The organism is Paenibacillus oceani, assembly GCF_014705615.1.
GTDB classification, from domain to species: Bacteria; Bacillota; Bacilli; order Paenibacillales; family NBRC-103111; genus Paenibacillus_AB; species Paenibacillus_AB oceani.
Genome location: NZ_JACXJA010000007.1, coordinates 42,442 through 63,366, shown reverse-complemented (window position 1 = coordinate 63,366; position 20,925 = coordinate 42,442). Strand labels below are relative to the sequence as shown.

General features: G+C 54.0%; 22 protein-coding genes and 1 other RNA gene. 2 read left to right on the top strand and 21 right to left on the bottom strand.

The features are described from left to right. Positions 1 to 73: 73 nt before the first annotated feature. The 3 genes from thiI to IDH45_RS07215 all read right to left on the bottom strand — a co-directional run bounded on the left by thiI (position 74) and on the right by IDH45_RS07215 (position 3,815). Entirely contained in the window at positions 74 to 1,279 is a 1,206-nt protein-coding gene (gene thiI / locus IDH45_RS07225; RefSeq protein WP_190926076.1) for a tRNA uracil 4-sulfurtransferase ThiI, read from the bottom strand. Further along, entirely contained in the window at positions 1,276 to 2,424 is a 1,149-nt protein-coding gene (locus tag IDH45_RS07220) for a cysteine desulfurase family protein (protein WP_190926074.1), read from the bottom strand. Before IDH45_RS07220 ends, thiI begins: the two co-directional genes overlap by 4 nt. A gap of 707 nt (positions 2,425 to 3,131) precedes the next feature. Then, complete coding sequence (locus IDH45_RS07215) at positions 3,132 to 3,815, bottom strand: lytic transglycosylase domain-containing protein (protein ID WP_190926072.1); 684 nt, start codon at positions 3,813 to 3,815, stop codon at positions 3,132 to 3,134. 213 nt (positions 3,816 to 4,028) lie between these two features. On the opposite strand from IDH45_RS07215, the gene IDH45_RS07210 reads away from it, so the two are divergent. Beyond that, entirely contained in the window at positions 4,029 to 4,220 is a 192-nt protein-coding gene (locus tag IDH45_RS07210) for a hypothetical protein (RefSeq protein WP_190926070.1), read from the top strand. 223 nt (positions 4,221 to 4,443) lie between these two features. Here IDH45_RS07210 and IDH45_RS07205 read toward each other — a convergent pair whose 3' ends face one another. The 4 genes from IDH45_RS07205 to IDH45_RS07190 form a co-directional block, all read right to left on the bottom strand. Then, positions 4,444 to 4,872 carry a hypothetical protein gene (locus IDH45_RS07205; RefSeq protein ID WP_190926068.1) on the bottom strand — a complete coding sequence of 143 codons (429 nt, stop codon included), beginning with the start codon at positions 4,870 to 4,872 and terminating at the stop codon, positions 4,444 to 4,446. A 38-nt stretch (positions 4,873 to 4,910) separates the two neighbouring features. After that, positions 4,911 to 5,126 (bottom strand): DUF1540 domain-containing protein, encoded by a 216-nt coding sequence (locus IDH45_RS07200; RefSeq protein WP_190926066.1) that lies wholly within the window; start codon positions 5,124 to 5,126, stop codon positions 4,911 to 4,913. An 86-nt stretch (positions 5,127 to 5,212) separates the two neighbouring features. Beyond that, positions 5,213 to 5,668, bottom strand: a complete 456-nt coding sequence (locus IDH45_RS07195; RefSeq protein WP_190926064.1) for a DUF6603 domain-containing protein — start codon at positions 5,666 to 5,668, stop codon at positions 5,213 to 5,215. Between the two features lie 416 nt (positions 5,669 to 6,084). Further along, positions 6,085 to 6,585: a YpuI family protein gene (locus tag IDH45_RS07190; RefSeq protein WP_190926063.1), complete on the bottom strand. Its 501-nt coding sequence runs from the start codon at positions 6,583 to 6,585 to the stop codon at positions 6,085 to 6,087. 241 nt (positions 6,586 to 6,826) lie between these two features. Between IDH45_RS07190 and IDH45_RS07185 the strand changes: the two genes are divergently transcribed. Continuing rightward, entirely contained in the window at positions 6,827 to 8,650 is a 1,824-nt protein-coding gene (locus IDH45_RS07185) for a S8 family peptidase (RefSeq protein ID WP_190926061.1), read from the top strand. Positions 8,651 to 8,873: 223 nt separating this feature from the next. On the opposite strand, the gene rnpB is transcribed toward IDH45_RS07185, so the two are convergent. From rnpB to ybeY, 14 genes are all read right to left on the bottom strand, one after another. Then, positions 8,874 to 9,285: RNase P RNA component class A (gene rnpB, locus IDH45_RS07180), an RNA gene on the bottom strand. Positions 9,286 to 9,408: 123 nt separating this feature from the next. Further along, positions 9,409 to 10,524 carry a Nif3-like dinuclear metal center hexameric protein gene (locus IDH45_RS07175; RefSeq protein ID WP_190926059.1) on the bottom strand — a complete coding sequence of 372 codons (1,116 nt, stop codon included), beginning with the start codon at positions 10,522 to 10,524 and terminating at the stop codon, positions 9,409 to 9,411. Next, entirely contained in the window at positions 10,500 to 11,261 is a 762-nt protein-coding gene (locus IDH45_RS07170) for a tRNA (adenine(22)-N(1))-methyltransferase (protein ID WP_190926057.1), read from the bottom strand. The genes IDH45_RS07175 and IDH45_RS07170 overlap by 25 nt, the downstream gene beginning before the upstream one ends. A 1-nt stretch (position 11,262) precedes the next feature. Then, entirely contained in the window at positions 11,263 to 12,087 is an 825-nt protein-coding gene (locus tag IDH45_RS07165) for a hypothetical protein (protein ID WP_190926055.1), read from the bottom strand. Positions 12,088 to 12,328: 241 nt separating this feature from the next. After that, the gene (rpoD, locus tag IDH45_RS07160; protein WP_190926053.1) at positions 12,329 to 13,444 is read right to left on the bottom strand and encodes an RNA polymerase sigma factor RpoD; all 1,116 of its coding nucleotides are present in this window, start codon (positions 13,442 to 13,444) and stop codon (positions 12,329 to 12,331) included. A 60-nt stretch (positions 13,445 to 13,504) separates the two neighbouring features. After that, entirely contained in the window at positions 13,505 to 15,343 is a 1,839-nt protein-coding gene (dnaG, locus tag IDH45_RS07155) for a DNA primase (RefSeq protein WP_190926051.1), read from the bottom strand. A 38-nt stretch (positions 15,344 to 15,381) separates the two neighbouring features. After that, positions 15,382 to 15,843, bottom strand: coding sequence for a YaiI/YqxD family protein (locus IDH45_RS07150; RefSeq protein ID WP_190926492.1), 462 nt, complete (start codon positions 15,841 to 15,843; stop codon positions 15,382 to 15,384). Positions 15,844 to 15,942: 99 nt separating this feature from the next. Continuing rightward, positions 15,943 to 16,755 carry a pyruvate, water dikinase regulatory protein gene (locus IDH45_RS07145; RefSeq protein ID WP_190926049.1) on the bottom strand — a complete coding sequence of 271 codons (813 nt, stop codon included), beginning with the start codon at positions 16,753 to 16,755 and terminating at the stop codon, positions 15,943 to 15,945. Between the two features lie 115 nt (positions 16,756 to 16,870). After that, positions 16,871 to 17,617, bottom strand: coding sequence for a DNA repair protein RecO (recO, locus tag IDH45_RS07140; protein ID WP_190926047.1), 747 nt, complete (start codon positions 17,615 to 17,617; stop codon positions 16,871 to 16,873). A gap of 59 nt (positions 17,618 to 17,676) precedes the next feature. Further along, a complete protein-coding gene (locus tag IDH45_RS07135) occupies positions 17,677 to 17,820 on the bottom strand; it encodes a YqzL family protein (protein ID WP_190926045.1) in 144 nt (47 codons plus the stop codon). Between the two features lie 96 nt (positions 17,821 to 17,916). Continuing rightward, positions 17,917 to 18,813 (bottom strand): GTPase Era, encoded by an 897-nt coding sequence (gene era, locus IDH45_RS07130; protein WP_190926042.1) that lies wholly within the window; start codon positions 18,811 to 18,813, stop codon positions 17,917 to 17,919. Between the two features lie 408 nt (positions 18,814 to 19,221). Further along, positions 19,222 to 19,644 carry a cytidine deaminase gene (cdd, locus tag IDH45_RS07125; protein ID WP_223836450.1) on the bottom strand — a complete coding sequence of 141 codons (423 nt, stop codon included), beginning with the start codon at positions 19,642 to 19,644 and terminating at the stop codon, positions 19,222 to 19,224. Between the two features lie 18 nt (positions 19,645 to 19,662). Beyond that, on the bottom strand, positions 19,663 to 20,364 hold the full coding sequence (locus IDH45_RS07120) for a diacylglycerol kinase family protein (RefSeq protein WP_190926040.1): 702 nt from the start codon (positions 20,362 to 20,364) through the stop codon (positions 19,663 to 19,665). After that, positions 20,361 to 20,912: an rRNA maturation RNase YbeY gene (ybeY, locus tag IDH45_RS07115; RefSeq protein ID WP_190926038.1), complete on the bottom strand. Its 552-nt coding sequence runs from the start codon at positions 20,910 to 20,912 to the stop codon at positions 20,361 to 20,363. The genes IDH45_RS07120 and ybeY overlap by 4 nt, the downstream gene beginning before the upstream one ends. Positions 20,913 to 20,925 lie beyond the last annotated feature (13 nt).

The following is a 20,925-nucleotide window of genomic DNA, read 5'->3' as shown; positions in this document are numbered from 1 at the left end:
AGAACGGGAAAAGGGCCCCGTGCCCAGGAGCCCTACATATGGCGCGTAGCGGAATTGTTATGTGGGCATACGACTAAAACAAGTGGTCTTCCTCCGACTTTTGCTCCGGTTTCACCCACATCGTCTCCGTTTTCTCCACCGCCTCGCGGATCAGTTCCGGCAGCCAATCCATCGCTTTCTCGGAGTACTCAACCACCTTCAGGCTCGGATTCGTCGAAGGCGACTTCGGCATAAACAACGTGCAGCAATCTTCGTACGGGAGAATCGAGATCGGATACGTCTCGATCTTCTCGGAGATGGCGATAATCTCAAGCTTGTCCATCGTGATCAGTGGACGCAGCACCGGCAGCGTCGCCGCCCGGCCGATCACATTCATGCTGGACAACGTCTGACTCGCCACCTGACCGAGGCTCTCGCCCGTAACGATCGCCAGCGCTTCCCTCTGCTCGGCCAGCTGTTCGGTAATGCGGAACATTACCCGTCTCATCATCGTGATCAGCAAGTTTTCACGGCACGATTCCTTCAGCCGGGTCTGGATCTCCGTAAAAGGAACCATATGGATCATAATCGAGCCGGCGTATTCTGCCAACACACTCGTCAGGTCGATCACCTTTTGTTTGGCGCGTTCGCTCGTATACGGGTAGCTGTGAAAATGTACCGCTTCGATGCGCAGACCGCGCTTCATCGCAAACCATCCGGCGACCGGGCTGTCGATCCCGCCGGACAACATCAGCATCGCTTTTCCGTTGCTTCCCAGAGGGAAGCCGCCCGGACCGGGGAGCGTGCCGATATAGACAAACGCCTCCTGGTGGCGGATCTCGACATGCACATTCACCTGCGGCTCATGCACATCCACTTTCAGTCCCTCGTATGACTCCAGCAAATATCCGCCCAGCAATTGATGCATCTCGAACGTATCGTGCGGAAACTGCTTGTTGACGCGTCTTACGGTTACCCGAAACGTCTCCGGGACCCGCTCCAGCCGGTCCATTACGATCCGTGCGGCCGCGCGGATTTCCTCCAGATCCGGCGCCGTTTTGATCGCGCGGCTGAAGGAATGCAGGCCGAATACTTTGGAGAGCTCCCTCTCGACGTCGGCATGCGATTCGCCGTTGAGCTCAACATACATCCTTCCGTACGATTCGGTACGTACGACCGCACGGCCAAGCGGCTTCAACACTCGCTTGATTTGTTGAACGATCTGATTTTCAAACCGATTCCGATTTCTTCCCTTTAACATAAGCTCGCCGAAGCGAAGCAGGATCACTTCCGTATTCACCGGTACCTCCTTAGCTGTTCCATCGTGCGGGCTACAACATCCGCAAGATAGTCTATATCTTCTTCGGTGTGGTCGGGGGACAAGCTGATTCTAAGACCGCTGACCGCACGATCGAGGTCCGCTCCGATCGCCTGCAGCACGCGGCTTGGCCGGTCTTCCCCCGATGAGCAGGCCGACCGTGTGGAGATCATCATGCCATGCTCTTCCAGAGCGTGGACAAAAACTTCCGATTTCAATCCCGGAGCCGATACGTGAACAATATGGGGCGCCATATCCGCAGCCGATTCGGAGCCGTTGTAGACCAGACCCGGAACGGTCCGAAGAGCGGCCAATAGCCGTGTACGCAGTCCGGATAACCGGGCAAACGCCCCCTCCTGCCGTTCCAACGTCATCCGCAGCGCCTTGGCGAAGCCGACGATGCCCGGCACGTTCTCCGTTCCCGAGCGTTGCCCGGCTTCTTGCCCGCCGCCGTGCAGCAGCGGCTGCAGGGCGATGCCTTTGCGCCGGTACAACAGGCCGGCGCCTTTCGGGCCGCGGATTTTATGAGCCGATACGGACAGCAGATCAATGCCCCATTCGCCCGGCCATATCGGAATTTTTCCTACGCTTTGGACCGCATCGACATGAAACAGCACCTTGCGGTGTTGACGCAAAGCCTGCCCGATCTCCCGGACCGGCTGAATCGTGCCGATCTCGTTGTTCACATGCATGACGCTCACAAGAATCGTATCGTCGCGAACCGCATCCAGCACATCTTGCGAACGGATTCGGCCGTCTCCGTCCGGCTGAATAACCGTAACCTCGTAACCCAGCCGCTGTCTCAAATACTCGAAGCATTCATACACCGAGGCATGCTCGAGTGCGGTTGTGATCAGGTGTTTGCCGCGGCCGGCATATTGCAGAGCCGCTCCAAGCACGGCCGTGTTGTTGCTTTCCGTCCCACCGGACGTAAATACGATTTCTTCGGGAGCGGCGCGAAGCTGCCGCGCCGCAACCTCTCTGGCCTTCGTCAGCATCCGCTCCGCGTCGATGCCGACCCTGTGAATCGAGGAAGGATTCCCGTAGTGACGGGCCATCACCTCTCGAACCGCTTCAACGACCTCCTCATACGGAGGCGTCGTCGCGCAATGGTCGAAATACAGCATAACGGATGACTCCTTTGCACTTCAAAGTTTAAGTTTCTTGTGAGCAGGCTGACTGCGACTAACTGACTGACTACCTACCTAACGCTAACCAACAAAATAAGAGTCTCTGGCACCCTCTATTTTGAGCATACGCGGGGAACCGAGACGAATAGAGGCGGTTTATACCCCTTATTCCTACCATCTGGTGGGGGATGCGCCCTTTTCGCGGATTTTAACAGCTTCAAACCACTCTTATTCCGTGCCCAAGCCGGTTTTCGGACAAAATAGAGGGTACAAACCACCCTTATTCCCTGAAAACATAACCTTCTTGGCTCAAAAAAGACGATCAATGCCGGATATCAAGCTATCCGCATTGATCGTATCGGTGCTTATTCGAAAAGCTTAAACGAAGCCTTTTCCACGATGAAAAACCGCACACAAGTGGTTGCTTTCTTGGTTCAGAACGTGTCGGTTCGCTTTAACACTTTAACGAGCTTCTCCATTCTAAAACGTTAATAAAAGCTACCACAGGAGGTTTTCCCACAACAGATTACTCTGCTTAAAACAGCTTTTCTTCTTGGTTCAGAACTCCGTTTGCTTTTTCGAAGCGAGGCTTAGAAAACTTAAACTTGCGTTACTGTAACTTAGAAACCCTACCGTAACTTAGAAAACAAGCTGCCGTTTGTCTGCTCAAACGGCCTGCTAGTTCACATCCCGCTATAGCACGATTAGGCGCCGTACTGCCTTTTGCGCTCCAAGACGTTGTCCACATAGTTTCTCGTTTCCTGAGGAAGCAGGTGCTGCTTCTCCCGCAGTTCGGAATCGGTGCGAACCCCGAGACGGTCTATACGGCCGGGACCGGCATTGTAGGCGGCCAAGGCGACGGCTTCATTGCCGTCATACTTTCGAATCAGCTCCGCCAGATAGCGGGTACCGCCTTCTATGTTCTGGGCAGGGTCGAACGGGTCGGTGACGCCCAAACCTTGGCCCGTCTTATCCATTAGCTGCATAAGGCCTTTCGCACCGGCGGACGATACCGCGTACGGATTAAAGGAAGACTCGGCATGAATCACCGCCGTGATCAGGCTCGGTTCGACTCCGTGCCGGCCGGCCGCCTCCTCGACAAGCAACTGGTAGGCGCTCGGCTTGGACGGGGCAATCGCCGAACGCTGCATGCTCTGCAAAGCCGCATGTGCGTTATATACCGATGCCGGCATCGACGCGGTTCCCAGCCTGGAAGTGGCTGCCGTCATGCCGCTCTCCCCTTCCGCGGACGCTTGCCCGAGCAGAGATTGGAGCAGCGCGGTGAAGTCTCCCGAATCGTCGGCTGACGTACTGCGCACCGATAGCGGATCACCCGGTTGAAATTGCAGCTGCAACAGCTGCTTCATAATCCTCGGATCTATACTCATCCTTAAGCCCCGTTTCAGCAATTGGTTTCCTGCTTATTGTACAACGTTTTTTGCCGGACGAACAGTCCGTTCTTGAAACAGCTCCCGATATTACCGGTTTCCTTTCATTTCCCCCCGCTTCCCGCTTGCCTGTGCTGCACGAATAACGGCTGCGGATTTGGCGCATAATGGTTGCATGCAACGTTTTAGAATGAGTATAAAGGTGGGACGATCATGCTGGAGTGGATTAACCGGATCAGCTTGCTATGGGCGTTCGTTATCCTGTTCGCGCTTCATGCGCTCCTGTACTACTCGCTTGGCAACGGAAGCTGGTTTATGCTGGCGCTTTTGGCCGCTTTCGTCGAAACCGGCGTCATCGCGGCGATCCAAGCCTTTGGCAGAATGACGCGCAAATCAAACGATTGAGCAATACAGCCTGCTGCACCCCTCTAAACGCTTTTAGTAAAGTTGGACTTTCGTATCGGATAAGCTTCTAACGACTAAACGAAGCCCTTACCGAGATAAGGACCGCGTAAGCGGAATTTTTTTGCGAGCAGAAACGATTCGGCTACGCTGAAACTTGAGCTTGCTTGTTTTTTAAAGAAAAACCGTCCGGGCTCTAGATCGCCGGGACGGTTTTTTCGTGCCGCTACGTGTAATACGGAACAAGCACTACGAACGACAATAAGGCAATTCCGCCGATAATGACCGACCATGCACCAAGCGCACGGCTTCCCTGAACATACGCGATAATGCCGAGAACGATGCCGCCTGTACCGAGTATAGCCGGATAGATGAACAGCGAAGCGATGGCCAGCACAAGCCCGATCCAGCCGATGGTCGCCCCGCCCGTTTCCACGCCTGCGCCTTCCTCCGCATGCAGATCGCGGTTCGGCTCTGGATGATCCGGCACGTCTCCCTGATCGGCGCGCACCCGGTTATTGACGAATAGCGGCGCGGCGGGAGGCGTCAGCTCGGCGCCGTACTCCTCATCGAATTGGCCATCCGGCTTTTCGTAATATTCGTTGCTTTTCGTTGCCTCCATGTCTCTATCCAGCTCATCAAAACGATCACCCATCAAAATGCCCTCCTTGGCGATACCGCCAATCGAATAAATTAGGATTTGGGCTTAAACGTATGGCAGCATGTTGCGGAAGATGTTGGTGCGGAATCCTGATGCTCGGAATCGAAGCTTTCTCCTGCAAATTCTTCGTTGAATTTCGCTCCCGCGTGGCTGTCGATATCGATCATGATCGCGTCGGCTCTGCAGTTGTTGTTTTCGCCCCAAAAAGCACAGTTAGATACGCTGCATTTCACCAATGGCTTTGCCATCGACCCTCACCTCCATTCACAATGTTCCCGCATTTGGAGGACCCTATCCGAGGAGAGCTATGACAAAAATAGAAAAGGAAACGGGTTTAGGGACGAACAAGCGCTTTAAATGTACTTGCAGCCACGTTGAAGGGCTTAAATTCCATGGCATGGAAAGAAAACAAAAAAACCGTCGACAAAAACGTCCGGACGGTCCCTGACTTTTTTGAGAGGGATGTTGGGTTGAAGATGGAGTTTTGAGATTGGGTTCGAGTTCGGGTTTGGGTTTGGGTTTGGGTTTGGGTTTGGGTTTGGGTTTGGGTTTGGGTTTGGGTTTGGGTTTGGGTTTGGGTTTGGGTTTGGGTTTGGGTTGAGTTCGATCCGATTTTGACTTTGATTTTGACTTTGATTTTGACTTTGATTTTGACTTTGATTTTGACTTTGATTTTGACTTTGATTTTGACTTTGATTTTGACTTTGACTTTGACTTTGACTTTGACTCTGACTTTCACTTTGATTTCAACTTTGACTTTAAGTTCCACTTTGACTTCGATTTCGGCCATACGCCGCTACGGGTTTTAAACCAATAAGAGTCTTTGCCACCCGCTATTCTCGGCCTTTTCGAAAAATCGCAACAAATAAAGGCGGTTTGTACCTCCTATATCCACCATCTGATCGGATTCTGCATCCTTTCGCCGATTTTAGCAGTCGCGAACCGCTCTTATTTCCCCGTACATGGAGGATTCGGGCCAAATAAAGGGTACAAACCGCTCTTAAACGATATACCTCTTTATACCTAGTTACCCTTCTTCCCAAAAGCCAGGCATTACCCGAGCTTGCTTAAGTTGAATATGAATACAGCAATTCCGCAATTCGCCCCGCCCGCAAAGCGACTCTTAGAAGCTCTCCCCATAGCAAACTTCTAATTTGCGCAACAAAAAAAGACGCGGGCTCCGGCCCGCACCTTCGATCGCTTCTATTAGACCCGCTCGCCCTGCATCCGGCGCTGAGTCATATAATCGGTTTCGTAATAAGCCAAATCTTCGCGCATTTCTTCGAAAATTTTGGAAAGCTCGATCGTCAGGTTGCGCGCCTCGCGGCTCGGCTTTTTGCGGAAGCGGATCGCGTCCTGTCCGGTGTAGGCATAACGGCCGTCTTCCGAATAACATTCGTTTTTCGGGTAATAAAATCCGTTTACGCAATTATGATATACATCGTACAACGTTCTTTCCGCAAAATCTTCATTGAAGTTCGGGCGGCGCAAGCTGACGCCGAGCTTCTCGTACGCTACCTCGCAAAATACGAGCAGATGCCGGGTATCCGACAAATAGCCGCGGTAAAATTCGTCCATCGCGGGATCGTTCTCGGTAAGCAGTTGCGGCAAGCTGTAATGATTCAAGAAGAGCTCCATCTTGGCGATGACTTCTTTTAACTTCGTCCGGGTCGTTTCGCATAAATTTTTCACTTGGCCCGTTGCCATATCGTTGACCTCCTCATAATGTCGGACCTGCTAAGCAGGAATGTCCCCGCCCTTTTCATTCATCGTATCATAATTCGTATTGAAAAGTAAGCCAATCCTGCATCCAAATTACCGCCAAGGACGCGCATGCATAATTCGGTTGCGACTTCCCCACCTTAAGGCATAGAAGCCCGCAGCTCTCGGACCGCGTCAGTTACACGCGCCGGTTACCGCCGCTATCAGGCAAGGAGGACGATCGAACATGTGGAATAAGACAGCTTCCGCTTCTTTTACTATCCTTTGCGCGTTCGCTTTGATCTTGGCGAGCTGCAACAAAGTTCCGGACCCGGCGAATCCCACGCCGGAGAAGGAAATGCAGCTGAAGCAAATGATGCTGGGGCGCGACGTCGATATGACGGAACAGTTGTGCCGCGCGCAATGTTCCCTGGATTTCAAACAAGCACTTCATCAATTAAAACCCGGAATAACGGACGATGTCAAGTCCGCTCTGGACGACCTGCGCCACCATCACGAGCAGATGGATTATGTGGCATGGAGCGGGCATGGAGCGGGCGAAACGGCTGCCGAATCCGGCCATATTCCCGAATCCGTGAGAGGCAAGGCCGAGCCGCTGCTTGAGGAAGCGCGCAGCAGCGTCCGCTCGGGGCAGCCTTACCAGTCCGCCAAAATCGGCGAAGGCGAACAGCAGTACATCGTAATCGGCGAGCCTTCGGAAGACGGTCAATCGTCGCTCGTCGGCATCATTCATCAGGATATTTTACACAAAGTGGCGATCCATCAGCGTAAAAACTTGCGCCTCGTGCCTTATCCCAGCGATAAGCGGTGGAAGATCGAATCCGTCGATTCCAAAACGCTCCGCGACGTCAAGGTCGATCACCCGGAAGATAATGAAGGAACGAGCCATTACCACGTCAATCAGATCGTAGTGAAATTTCGTCAGGAGCCCACCGAGGAGCAATTAAAACAGATCCGCACGGAAATCGGCGCCTCCTCCATGGAGAAGATGGGCTACACCTACGTGTTCGAATCGTCCGGCATGGAAGCGAAGCAGCTGATCGATTATTTCCGCAAATGGGATGTCGATTACGCCGAGCCGCACTTTTTGTATTTGACCAATGAAACGACCGAACCTAACGATCTGCTGTACGCCCGGTATCAATGGAACTTGCCGGCCATCGAAACCGTGCCCGGCTGGGACGTATCCAGAGGCAGCGAAGACGTGGTCGTCGCCGTCATCGATACCGGGGTCGATCTGGAGCACCCCGACTTGAGCGGACGGACCGTACCGGGCATTAACATCGTTAGCAAAAACAGCGAGCCAACCGACGATGTCGGTCACGGCACCCACGTCGCCGGCATCATCTCGGCGCTCGTGAACAACCGGGAAGGCGTCGCCGGCATCTCCTGGTTCAATCGGATTATGCCGGTGAAAGTGCTCGATGAGACCGGAGCGGGCAGCACTTATTCGGTTGCTCAGGGCATCATATGGGCGGCCGATCACGGAGCCAAAGTGATTAATATGAGTCTCGGCAACTATGCCGACTCGCAATTTTTGCACGATGCGATCCGCTACGCTTTCGACCGGGATATCGTGCTGATCGCAGCGAGCGGCAACGACAACACGGAAAAGCCCGGTTACCCGGCGGCTTATCCCGAAGTGTTCGCCGTAGCGGCAACCGATCCGGATCAAAAGAAAGCGACTTTCTCCAATTACGGCGATTACATCGATGTCGCGGCTCCCGGCGTTAATATCGCCAGCACCTATCCGGACAACCATTACGCCGCGCTGTCCGGCACCTCGATGGCCAGTCCGCACGTTACCGCCCTGGCCGCACTGATCCGCTCGGTCAATCCGCAGCTGACCAATACCGAAGTAATGGAGCTGATGCGCCAGACGGCCGTCGATCTGGGGACAAGCGGCAAAGACAAATATTTCGGCTACGGCCAGATCGACATCGTCAAAGCTTTGTCGCAGGCGGCGCAAAACCGGGATTCGCTCACCTTCTGGCCGCAAAGGTTCGAGCGTGAACTGGAGCAGCTTGCCCGTAAATACAAGCAGCAGTAACTGTTTCTCCTATATACCTGTTTATTGCCCGCTCCGTACCTGCTTATGTACCTGCATAAGCCTGAATGTCATCCGGATAAGTCTGGACACAGAAAGGCGGCCCTGGAAGGGGCCGCCTTTCTTCGTATGCTTATGAGGAGAACGGATCTCCAGACCTCTTTCGCAGATGGCGACCGCGGTTAGCGGTACTGCTATGCACGGATAAGCAAACAAGTGTGGCATGCCGGAAAGCTTGCCGTAAGCCGGGTTCTGTACTTCCGGTGGTCGTAACGGGCACCACAACCCTCCCACCATCGAAGTGACAATCATCTATCTAGGCCCGCCATTGCTGACGGACTCCAGCGACCAACCCGAACGCGCCCCGGGCAAGGACTGCGGATCGGCAAGCCGTCCGCTGCGTTCTCTTCGGTCTTGCTCCAAGTGGGGTTTACCAGGGAATAAGTCACCCTATCCCCTCGTGGTCTCTTACACCACGGTTCCACCCTTGCCTGTTCGCCTTGCGGCGTCATCGGCGGTCCATTTCTGTGGCACTATCCTTCAACTCGCGCTGACTGGACGTTATCCAGCACCCTGCCCTATGGAGCCCGGACTTTCCTCCCGTGCGCTAGCGCACCGGCGATTGTCTGTCAAACTTTCCGAAACTGTTTTCTAGTATAACCGAACGGCGGCAGTCGCTGCAACCCCGAATTCATTGTCAGATCAGGAGAATGCTGCTTCCGCTGGAAACTGCATTTGTTGGACGGCGGCCGCACGCACCGTTACATCAGCTTAAACGTCTCCGTATCGACCTGTGAAGCTACGGCGCGCGTGGACACCTTCTGCTCGTCCAGCCGGGCTTGCAACCATTCGGCAACGCGTTTCTTCATAATTTTCTCGGCATTGTGTCCCGGATCGACAATCGCGATGCCGGCGGCTATGGCGTCCTGTGCCGTATGATAATCGATATCTCCCGTAACGAGCACATCCGCTCCCGCGAATAACGCCTGTTTCACATAACGGCTTCCAGAGCCGCCGAGTACCGCTACCTTTTTAATCTCCCGGTCCGGTTCCCCAACAACGCGAACGAACGGCACGTCCAGAGCCTGCTTGACCTTCTGGGCGAAAGCGTCCAGCGTCACCGGAGCTTCCAGGCGGCCGACCCGTCCCAGACCGAACGTCCGTCCGTTCAGATCCATCGTATAGATGTCGTAAGCGACTTCTTCGTACGGATGAGCCTTCAGCATCGCCTGGATCACCTGCTTCTCCACGCTTTCCGGCACTACCGTCTCGATTCTCACCTCGGACGCTTGCTCCAGCTTGCCCTTCGTTCCGATAAACGGTTCCGCACCTTCCCGCGGCAAAAACGTGCCGGTGCCCGGAATATTAAAGCTGCAATGGCTGTAATGTCCGATCCAGCCCGCCCCGGCGGAGAACATCGCGTCGCGCACTTCATTTTGATGCGATTCCGGTACGAACACAACCATCTTTTTCAGCTTGTCGGTATGAACGTCCTCCAGATGGCCGGTTACTTTCAATTCCAGTGCTTCCGCCATCATATCGTTAATGCCCCCGTCCGCCACATCCAGATTCGTATGGGCGATATAGACGGCAATATCGTGCTTGATCAGTTTCTCATATAGCTTACCCGCCGGGGTATCCGTCTGCAGATGAGCTAGCGGACGGAAAATGATCGCATGATGCGCCACAATCAGCTCCGCCTGAAGCCGGATTGCCTCCTCTACGACCTCTTCCGTCACATCCAGCGTGACCAGTACAGTGCGAATTTCTTTGCGAAGAGAGCCGAGCTGCAGTCCGATTTTGTCACCCTCCATCGCGATATGCTTCGGCGCCAGACGTTCAACCAGCTGAATTACGGTTTGACCTTTCGCAAACATTGGATGACCTCCTCGATCCGGTTACGTTCGTCGTTCATTTCCTGCCAGCGCTTCCGCGCCGCTTCCGTGCCGCCATTCTCCAGGCCGTGCATAATTTTGTCCAGCTTCTCGATCTCCGACGACCATCTGTCATAAAACGATTCATCCGGACGCGTGCTCAAGATCGGCCCAAACCGGATCAGCTCGGGCGTCTCCAGTATCACTCCGCCATCCAGCGGACGCGGCCGGTACAAGTCAAGATTGTCCTGATCTGCGTTCGCACTGCGAACGGCGCACAACACCTCGTAATACTTGCCGTCCTCTTCCAGCAGCACTTCGTTCTCCAATACCCAGCCATGCGCCATCAGCCAGAGACGGACTTGATCTTCTCCGACGTTCGGCTGGAGGATCAGCTTTCGGACCGAGCCGAGTTTCTGCTGCCCTTCCTCCAATATATGCGCGATAAGACTGCCCCCCATCCCGGCAATCGTCACCACATCAACCTCGTCGGGCTTCACGACGGCCAGACCGTCGCCCAACCTGACTTGAACGATATTCGACAAACCCGCCATCTTGACCTGTTTGTCCGCAGCCTCGAAAGGTCCTGCGTTAATTTCTCCCGCTACTGCGAAGGAAACGCGCCCCCGCTCGGCAAGATACACCGGCAGCAGCGCGTGGTCCGATCCGATATCCGCCACTGCGCTCCCTGGAGGGACGAAGGAGGCGATCGTTTGCAGTCGTTTCGATAATTTTACCATGTCAGAAAACCCACTCTATCCATTTTTTTCGTAATCCGAACAAGACGGAACCTGCGACGATCAGCTTGATCAGAAATACGAGCTGAAGCAGCGACAGATCAGCCTCGCCCGAGAAAAGTAAATGCAGCTCCGGCATCCACCATATTGTGAAGCAAACAAGAAGCAATACGGCTCCGGTCGATTTGCTCGCCCGGTGCAGCAGCCATCCTACCCATCCGAACACGACACACAGCGGCAGCCAGCTTACTTGCGCCCCGATCCAATCCAAATCCAACCTGGCATTCAACACCATCGCGTATACGAGCAGCAGACCCGCCCACCCGCAATAATGAAACAACCCCAGCCTCGCGGATAACCCGACGATGATCCAGACGAAGCTGCAAAACGTCACGTAGGCGAGCATAATCGGCGCTTCGTCCATCTCATACGCGCGAAGGAGATAAACGCCCGCCCCAAGCAGCATAAGCGATCCGACGCCGACCAGGGCGTATCCGGCCAGCGGCGATTTTCGCGATTGCAGGATGCCTGCCGTATAACAACCGGCCACAAGAATGGCGGCGACGGCAATTTGCATTGGGAATCGAAAAGAGTTAAAATGAAGGACGATAAAGGCAACAAGCGCCGCAAGACCGAATCCGAAAAACCAGTTTTTCCAATTGCTGTTTTTTAGAGCTTGCTTGGAAATTCCCATAACCCGGGTATCCCGCTCGGCCGGACTCGCATCGTACAGATTCAGCAGGAAGTCGCAGTAATGCTCGGGCAGCAGCTTGCTTCTCCGCCAATGTTCGATTTCACGCACTATAATCGTTCGTTTGTCGTGTTCCATTTTGGGTACTGCAACCTCCCACGCGGCTGTATGGTTATCGATTCACTGCTCGATTCCTTTTATTCAGAGAGCACCCTGCGGCCGCACTCGGATCGCAATAGCCGCTATAAAGTCAGGAAGACCTCACTGTTTGTCGACAGAAAGGTCTCCGGTATCCGTTTATTCGATCCCCATCGGCGGTTATTCGTCAAGAGCCGTTGAGCGCTGCCTTAGCATTAAAGCGAATAACAGCCCGAACGGTTTATTCCAAGAAATCTTTCAGCCGCTTGCTCCGGCTCGGATGACGCAGCTTGCGCAGCGCCTTCGCCTCAATCTGGCGAATTCGTTCCCGGGTTACACCGAATACTTTGCCTACTTCCTCCAGCGTCCGCGTACGGCCGTCATCCAGTCCGAAGCGCAGCCGAAGCACGTTCTCTTCCCTCTCGGTTAACGTGTCCAGCACGTCCTCGAGCTGCTCCTTCAGAAGCTCGTAAGCAGCGGCATCGGCCGGCGCAAGCGCCTCCTGATCTTCGATGAAATCCCCCAGATGCGAATCGTCCTCTTCCCCGATCGGCGTTTCCAGCGATACCGGCTCCTGAGCGATCTTCATAATTTCCCGTACTTTTTCGGTGCTCAGATCCATTTCCTTCGCAATTTCTTCCGGCGTCGGCTCTCGTCCCAGCTCTTGCAGCAGCTGTCTCGATACACGAATGAGCTTGTTGATCGTCTCCACCATATGGACCGGAATCCGGATCGTTCTCGCCTGGTCGGCGATTGCGCGGGTAATCGCTTGACGAATCCACCATGTCGCATAGGTGCTGAACTTGTAGCCTTTCGTATGATCGAATTTCTCGACCGCCTTGATCAGGCCCATGTTCCCTTCCTGAATCAGATCGAGGAACAGCATGCCCCGTCCGACATAACGCTTGGCAATGCTGACGACAAGACGAAGATTCGCTTCAGCCAACCGGCGTTTCGCTTCCTCGTCGCCTTTCTCGATCCGCTTGGCCAGATCAACCTCGTCGTCGGCCGAAAGAAGCGGAACGCGGCCGATTTCTTTCAAGTACATACGAACCGGATCATTAATCTTAATGCCGGGAGGAAGCGACAAATCGTCGTCCAGATGAAATTCGTCATGCTCCTCGTCCTGACCCATCACCATGTCGTCTTCCGCTTCGTTCCCTACATCGATGCCGAGCTCGGATAAATGCTCAAAAAACTCATCCATTTGCTCGGGATCCTGATCGAACGGAGCCAGTTTTTCCATGATATCCTTATAAGTCAGAGAAGACCGCTTTTTGCCTAGCTCAATCAGCTGGTCTTTGACTTGTTCGAGCGTCAGTTCCGTTTCCAGTTCGGTATGTTGATCGTTCGCCATATCCAAGCTCCCTCCTCCCTAAAATGATCAACGGCTCCAACTCTCGCCATGCTTGGTTGGTTACATCGCTTTCAGTTGATTCTTTAGGGCTATTATCTCTATTGCGATTCGCGCGGCGCCAATTGCATCCCCCGACTTCTCCACGCGTATCCGTTCTTCTTCCAACCGCTCAATCGCCTGCTGCTGCCGATGCTTATCGATTTGTCTCATATAGTCTTCGAGAACTTGGGGATTTATCCCCTGATCGGACTCCGTCATCAGAATCGAACTGGCCAGTCGCTCCAGCCGGTCGTCCTGCAACGTGGCCATATATCGGCTCGCGTCCGGTTCGAATCCTTGCGCGTAATAGGCATATAAATAAGCAGCCAACGCTGCATGAGCTTCTTCGTTAAAAGTCTCTCCCAGCCGCTGCTGAACGAGCTCCGCTACGTCGCGGTCGTGCATCATCACGTACAGCAGGTGGCGTTCCGCCTTATCGTATGCCGGCCTCAGCTTGGGCAGAGGGGCGGAATCGGTCCCGTCATTCCTAACATTATTCCACGAAATGTCGTTATTATCCCCATAACGCTGCTTTTTTTGCTGCTGTTCGCGGATTTCATGCATCTCCTGCTTCATCGACTCGAACGAGGAAATAGCGCTGAATTCCGAGGCAAGCTCCTTCAAATAATGCTCCCGCCCGGTAGGCGATTCGATGGTTGCGATAACCTCGCGAATCGCGGTTCGTACATACCGAAGCTTCGCTTCATTATCCTGCAGATTGAAGTTCCGTCTCAAGTGAAGGAGCTTGAACTTCTCCGGCGGAACCGCACCTTCTACAATCTCCGTTCTGAAACGGTCCGGTCCATACTTCTCCATATAATCGTCCGGGTCCAGCCGGTTCGGCAGCATGGCGATCTTTACATCCAGGCCCGCCTTAAGCAGCATGCCCAGATTTTTGAAAGCCGCCGATTGTCCGGCATCATCACCGTCGTAGCATAGCACGACTTGTTCGGCGTTACGCCTCATTAATAAGGCGTGATCCTCGGTGAGAGCGGTACCCATCCCTCCTACGGCGTTGTGAACGCCGGCCGACCACGCTTTAATAACGTCCGCGTACCCTTCGAACAATACGATTCGTGACGTTCTCTTGATTTCTGCCCGTGCCGCATGAAAGTTGTACAGCACTTTACTTTTGCGGAACAGCGCCGTCTCCGGACTGTTTAAATATTTCGGCTGCTCGTTTCCCATCGTCCGGCCTGCAAAGGCAATCACTTGCCCCTTCGCATCGCGGATCGGAAACATGATACGATCACGGAATTTATCGACATACCCCCCGGATGACTTAGCTGCAACAAGCGCGCCCTTTTCCATTAAAGGCATAGGAAATTCCCGTTTTTCCAAATAAGAGGCGAGGAAATCCCATCTGGCCGGAGCGTATCCGATCTGGAACGTGTCGATCAACGAATCCGTGAAGCCTCTCGAACGCAAATAGTCCAGAGCGTGCTTTCCTTCAGCCGTATTGCCCATGAAGTAATGGTACAGCTTGGCTGCAAATTCATGACCTTTGATAATCTGTTCCTTCTCCTGCTGCCGCTCCGCCTGCTCCGGCGTCCGCTGCTCCCATTCGAAAGCAATGTTCGCTTCTTCGGCCAAATGCCGAACCGCTTCGCCGAACGTATATCCTTCGATCTCCTGGATAAACCGGATTACATGTCCGCCGACGCCGCAACCGAAACATTTGTAAATCTGCTTCTCCGGATTGACATTGAAAGAAGGCGATTTCTCCGAATGAAACGGGCAGAGTCCCTTCATATTACGGCCATGCTTGGACAAGTGCACGTATTTGCCGATCACGTCGACGATATCGTGGTGCTTTAGGACTGCTTCGATGATGTCGTCCGGAATAAGTCCGCTACTCATCCTAATCACCCTTTGCAAAGTACACGTATACGTATTCGCTAAATCGTCCCATTCTCCTGCAAACGGGTCAAAACTTTTGTCAAAGTTTGTAGAAATGACTGTCGATCCAGCTCGGTAAACGGCTTCGGGCCTTTTCCGAATTTGCCGGCCCGCCGCTGTTTGGCGGACTCATGCCTTTTTTCCAGCAAAAAATCGATCGTCCGGTCCGTGTAGATCTGCCCGCGGTTCGAAAGCACTACCGCCCGTTTGGCCAGCCCGATCGTAGCTAACCCGAAATCCTGAGTGACGAGAATATCGCCTGCAGATACCCGGTTTGCGATATACAGATCGACGGACTGATCCGAGCGATCCACCTGAATGATCGTGACGCCTTCCCCTGGCTGCAGCCGGTGATCGTAGGAAGCGACCATCATAACGGGAATGCCGAACTGTGAAGCGGCACTTGCGATTTCGCTTTTGACCGGACATGCGTCCGCATCGACAATAATTTTGACCGCGATGGCTACCACCAATTTCCTTCCCGATTGTTACCGTAATATTATATACGATGAAGAAACAAAAAATCCTGCTTCCGTAGTTGAAATTGGTTCAACATGCCTTTAAGTGCGAATCAGGCTTAGGATAATGCCCGCCGTTTCCTCCACCGCTTTGTTGGATACGTCGATCACTTTGCAGCCGACGCGGGACATGACCGTTCTGGCATGATCCAGCTCCTTGTGAATTCGCTCGAACTGGGCGTAGAGGGCGTTGTCGGCGAGACCTAGGCTTTTGAGACGCTCGCGGCGGATCATATTCAGCTTGTCCGGATCGATGACGAGTCCGATTACTTTCTGGGGAGAAACTGTGTACAGCTGTTCGGGAGGCTGAAGCTCCGGTACGAGGGGAACGTTCGCTACCTTTAGTCCCCGATGCGCCAAATACATCGACAGCGGCGTCTTGGACGTGCGGGATACGCCTACCAGCACGATATCGGCCAGCAGCACGCCGGTCGCATCGCGTCCGTCGTCGTATTTGACTGCAAACTCCACGGCCTCGACCTTTTTGAAATAATCCTCGTCGAGCTGATGAATAAGTCCGGGCTGATGCCGCGGCTCCTGATCGAATGCTTTCTCCAGCGTCGAGATAATTGGACCGAGCAGGTCGATGGAGATCACTTTGCGCTTGCGCGCCTGGGCGATCAAATAATCGCGCAGCTCCGGAACGACCAGGGTGAACACGACGATTCCGTGCGCCTTGGCCGCTTCGGCCACGACAAAATCGACGCCCTCCCTGCCGTTCACATAAGGCGCCCTGCGAATTTCCACATGGTTCGGATGAAACTGGATAGCCGCAGCCTTGAGCACAGACTCGGCCGTCTCGCCGGCGGAATCGGAGACGACATAGACGATAGGTTTCGGATAATTGCGATTCATGGCTTCACCGCCCATGGATGAGATCGTTAAAAAATCCCGACTCCCGGGACGCTTAGCCTCGGTGACGGGTTCGAGAAATAATACCAGATTCGGAAGAGGAAAGCAAGCAGCTCCGTTAGAGCCCGTATTTATCCATCTGGTCAATAAAATTGCGCGATTTCCATTTCACATCGATATGCTCGTCCAGAAATTTGCGGATGAACAGCTTAAGCTGGCTTTTCGTCCCGGCTTTGACATCCGTTCTGCCGAGCCGCCGGATATCCATGTTCAAAAACAGCCGCAGCAGCTTGAGCATACCTTCCGTTACGGCAAGGGCACCGGGGTCGTTATGCCGGCAGCGTGGGCATAACGTTCCTCCCATCGGGATGCTTAGCGACATAGCGCTGTCGGTGGAGCCGCAGGAGACGCATTTGCCAAGCTCCGGCATGTAACCTGCGATCGCCAATATTTTTAATTCGTAGATGTGCACGACGATTTGCGGATCTTTGTCTTCGTCGATCGCGTCCAGCGCCGCTTTCAGTTGGTCGAACAAGGGGGCGTTGCGTTCGTTCTCCCCCACCGTCCGTTCCGTCAGCTCCATTAGATAAGAAGCGTAAGCCGCCTTATGGATGTCTTCCCGGAGTCCCTGATAAGCGTTCCCGATCTCCCCGCTGTTCAGCGTACCCATCTGTCCTGCTTTGTAAATGACGAATTCGCCGTATGTAAAGGGCTGTGCGATGGCCGTATGGCGGCTTTTCAGCTTTTTGGCGCCACGCGCCATCACACTAAGCTTCCCTGCCTCTTTCGAGAAAATCGATAAAATTTTGTTGCCTTCCCCGTAATCGACGCTGCGAATTACGATGCCCTCGACCCGAACCAGCACAACCATTCCCTCTTCCCATGAGAGATCGAACTTGTTCTTTCCTCTATCGCTCGTCCCGGTTAATTCAACTCGTCAGCGTCGTCCGAAACGATATCTTCCTCCTCCTCGGGGCGGACAGATGTCTGATAATCAAACTCCTTATACAGCAGATACGACTCAACGTCTCCGGTCATCGTAAAATACTTCCACGAAAAGTCACGCATGCGGCCCATCCTTTCACAGAGGAAATATTCTGCTTGTTCTGTCATAGGATGAGCGGTCAGCGTATCGAGTATCCAATGTAAAAATAGCCTATTGCCTCAGTCGTGACGGAAGCCCAAATCTTTAAGCACATGCTCGCGGTTGCGCCAGTCTTTTTTGACCTTTACCCACATCTCCAGAAAAATTTTGGAGCCGAGCAGCGCTTCGATATCCCGTCTCGCCTGCTTGCCGATTTCTTTCAGCAGCGCCCCTTGCTTGCCGATCACGATCCCTTTCTGCGAATCGCGCTCCACATAGATCACCGCGCCGATCGTCACGATCCCGTTGTCTTCCACCTTCATATTTTCGATGGCGACCGCGATCGAGTGCGGGATTTCTTCCCGTGTCAGGTGAAGAATTTTCTCTCGGATCAACTCGGCGCAGATGAACTGCTCGGGGTAATCCGTCACTTGATCGGAAGGATAATACTGCGGTCCGGGCTGCAAATATTTGCCGATCTGCTCCAGCAGCGTGTTCACATTGTTGCCTTGCAGCGCGGAGATCGGGACGATCTCGGCAAACGGATATAGATCCTTGTAAGCGGTAATGATCGGAAGCAGCGCTTCCGGATGAACCTGATCGATTTTGTTCAGCACGAGGAATACCGGAGTCTGCACGTTTTTGAGCCGTTCAATAATGAACCGGTCGCCGCCTCCGAGACCGTCTACGACGTCGACAAGGAATAATACGGCATCGACCTCGTCCAGCGTATTTTCCGCTACCTTCATCATATAGCTGCCGAGTTTGGACTTCGGTTTGTGAATGCCCGGCGTATCGAGGAAGACGATTTGCATTCCTTCCGTCGTGTACACGCCCTGAATCTTATTTCTCGTCGTCTGGGCTTTGTCGGACATGATGGCGATTTTTTGGCCGATCACCTGATTCAGCAAGGTCGACTTGCCGACGTTCGGCCGGCCGATAATGGCAACAAAGCCCGATTTATGTTGGTCCTTCATAGTTTCCTCCAGTTGGTTGGGGACAATCCCCTGTTTCTTTATAGTTTCCCTTTATAAATATCTGCCTCTATGGATTATCCAACCCCCTCTTTCCCCCTTCGCCAAGGGGGAGGACCAGGGCGCTCGCGCCCCTGGACCCAGCCAAGTTTTCGAGAGAGATAAGAGAAGTGAACTACCGCAGCTTCGAGTTTGGACCGCTTTCGCATCCCTAGCCTTCGCCTGCCGGCAACGGCTAGGGATGCACGCTTTCAGTCGTGGCTCTTGAGGTCGAAAAGAAGTGAAAAATTAAAAAACCTAAGCGTTGAAAATGACGGGCATCTTGTTCCTTATGTTAACCTATTTACGGTCATGCGAATACCTTTTGGTCTCTATCTAAATGGAGCACTCCTCGCTGTTAACTTATGAACCTCATTTTTCCAACAAATCGTTAGGACCAAAAGCGCCCGGGAGCAGCCCGGAAACGGTCATCCGAGCGATGTCCCCCTTCAGGTTGGCCATAATAACCGGCATGTCCGGAGCGCACAGCTCCAGCAGTACCTGGCGGCAAACGCCGCAAGGCGAGATCGGCCCTTCCGTATCGCCGGCAATCGCAATCGCAGCGAACGTACCGGGCTGGTGACCGTCGGCGATCGCCCGGAAGAGCGCTGTCCGCTCCGCGCAATTCGTGGGGCTGTAAGCCGCATTTTCCACATTACAGCCGTAATGAATGCCACCTTGTCCGTCCAGCAAAGCGCTGCCGACGCGAAAAGCGGAATAGGGCGCATAGGCGCGTTCGCGGGCGGCCAGCGCGTGGCGGATAAGCTGCTGCTCGTCGATCCCGTTGCTGTTCATAGGCGGCTCCCTTCTTCGTCACATATAATTAATCAAGTAAAAGGCAAGTGCGGTCATGACTGACCCGATGAGGGCTCCAGCCGCCAATTGCGGCAGTTGCCGGCTCCGCTTGTCGTACAGGACGAACATAAGCTGGATCGACAAGCTGTAGCCCAGCAAGGCGACTAAAGTATTCGCCGTCAATAAAGCGATCCATGTGGCGATCGCAAACGATACGGCGGTCAACAAGCTCGGCCGGAGCGGAATCCGCTGATTGGAAAACCGCGTCTGGGCGACGATGACCGTCATCGCAACCAATGCGACCAGCGTCCAGATCAGTCCCGGCGTAAGGCCGCTCTTAGCGGTGCCAGCCTCCCGGATCAATCTCTCGATCGGTTCGTAGAATACAACCATACCGACTATAGCGGCAAAAACCGCCGATACGAGAACGGCGGCCGCAGCTACGTCTTTAGCGATTTTCGCTAGCGGATGGCGGTCCGGCATCGCCAGATCGACCGCCTTCTCCACTGCGGTATTGATAAGCTCGCAGACGATCACGAGCGTAACCGACAACAACACGAATAAGATTTCCGTCTTCGGAAGCTTGAATACGATCGCCAGAATGAGCGTTAGTATCGCCGCCGAAAAATGAAACTGCATATTCTGCTGGGAAGCTAAGGCGTACCTCAGCCCTTCGTAAGCGTACCGGAAGCTCCTGCGGAACTTCTTGACGTCTCTCATCTATGCAGCCCGGCTTTTTGCAAAACCGCCTCCTGCTTGCCAAACATCGCGCGCTCCGATTCCTCGTCCTCATGATCGTAGCCGACCAGGTGCAGGAAACCGTGTACGAACAGGAAGCCGAGCTCGCGCTCGAGCGAATGTCCGTACTCTTCGGCCTGCGCGATCGCCCTCTGGACGGAGATCACGATGTCGCCGATCGGATCGGGGTAGGACTCGTCTTCCAGAATGTTCCCGATCTCATCGCCGGCCGGGCTGGCTTTCTCCTCGTCGTCCTCTTCCTCGTCATCCGTCCCGTATACGATGCCCGGCTCGTCTTCGGTGCTCTCCAGCATCGAAAACGACAACACATCGGTCGCTTTATCGATATTGCGGTACTCCCGGTTCAACTGCCGGATCGTCTCGTCGTCGACGAAGCTTACGACCACTTCGCCGTCCTCGATCCCTTCCGCTTCGGCGGCAATTTTCAGCAGTTCCTCCAGCCGGGCGATGAGGGGCTCACCGATCTGTATCGCATCCTGCTCGCTGTTCCAGTTTAAGCTTAAACTCATCCGTCACCGTCTC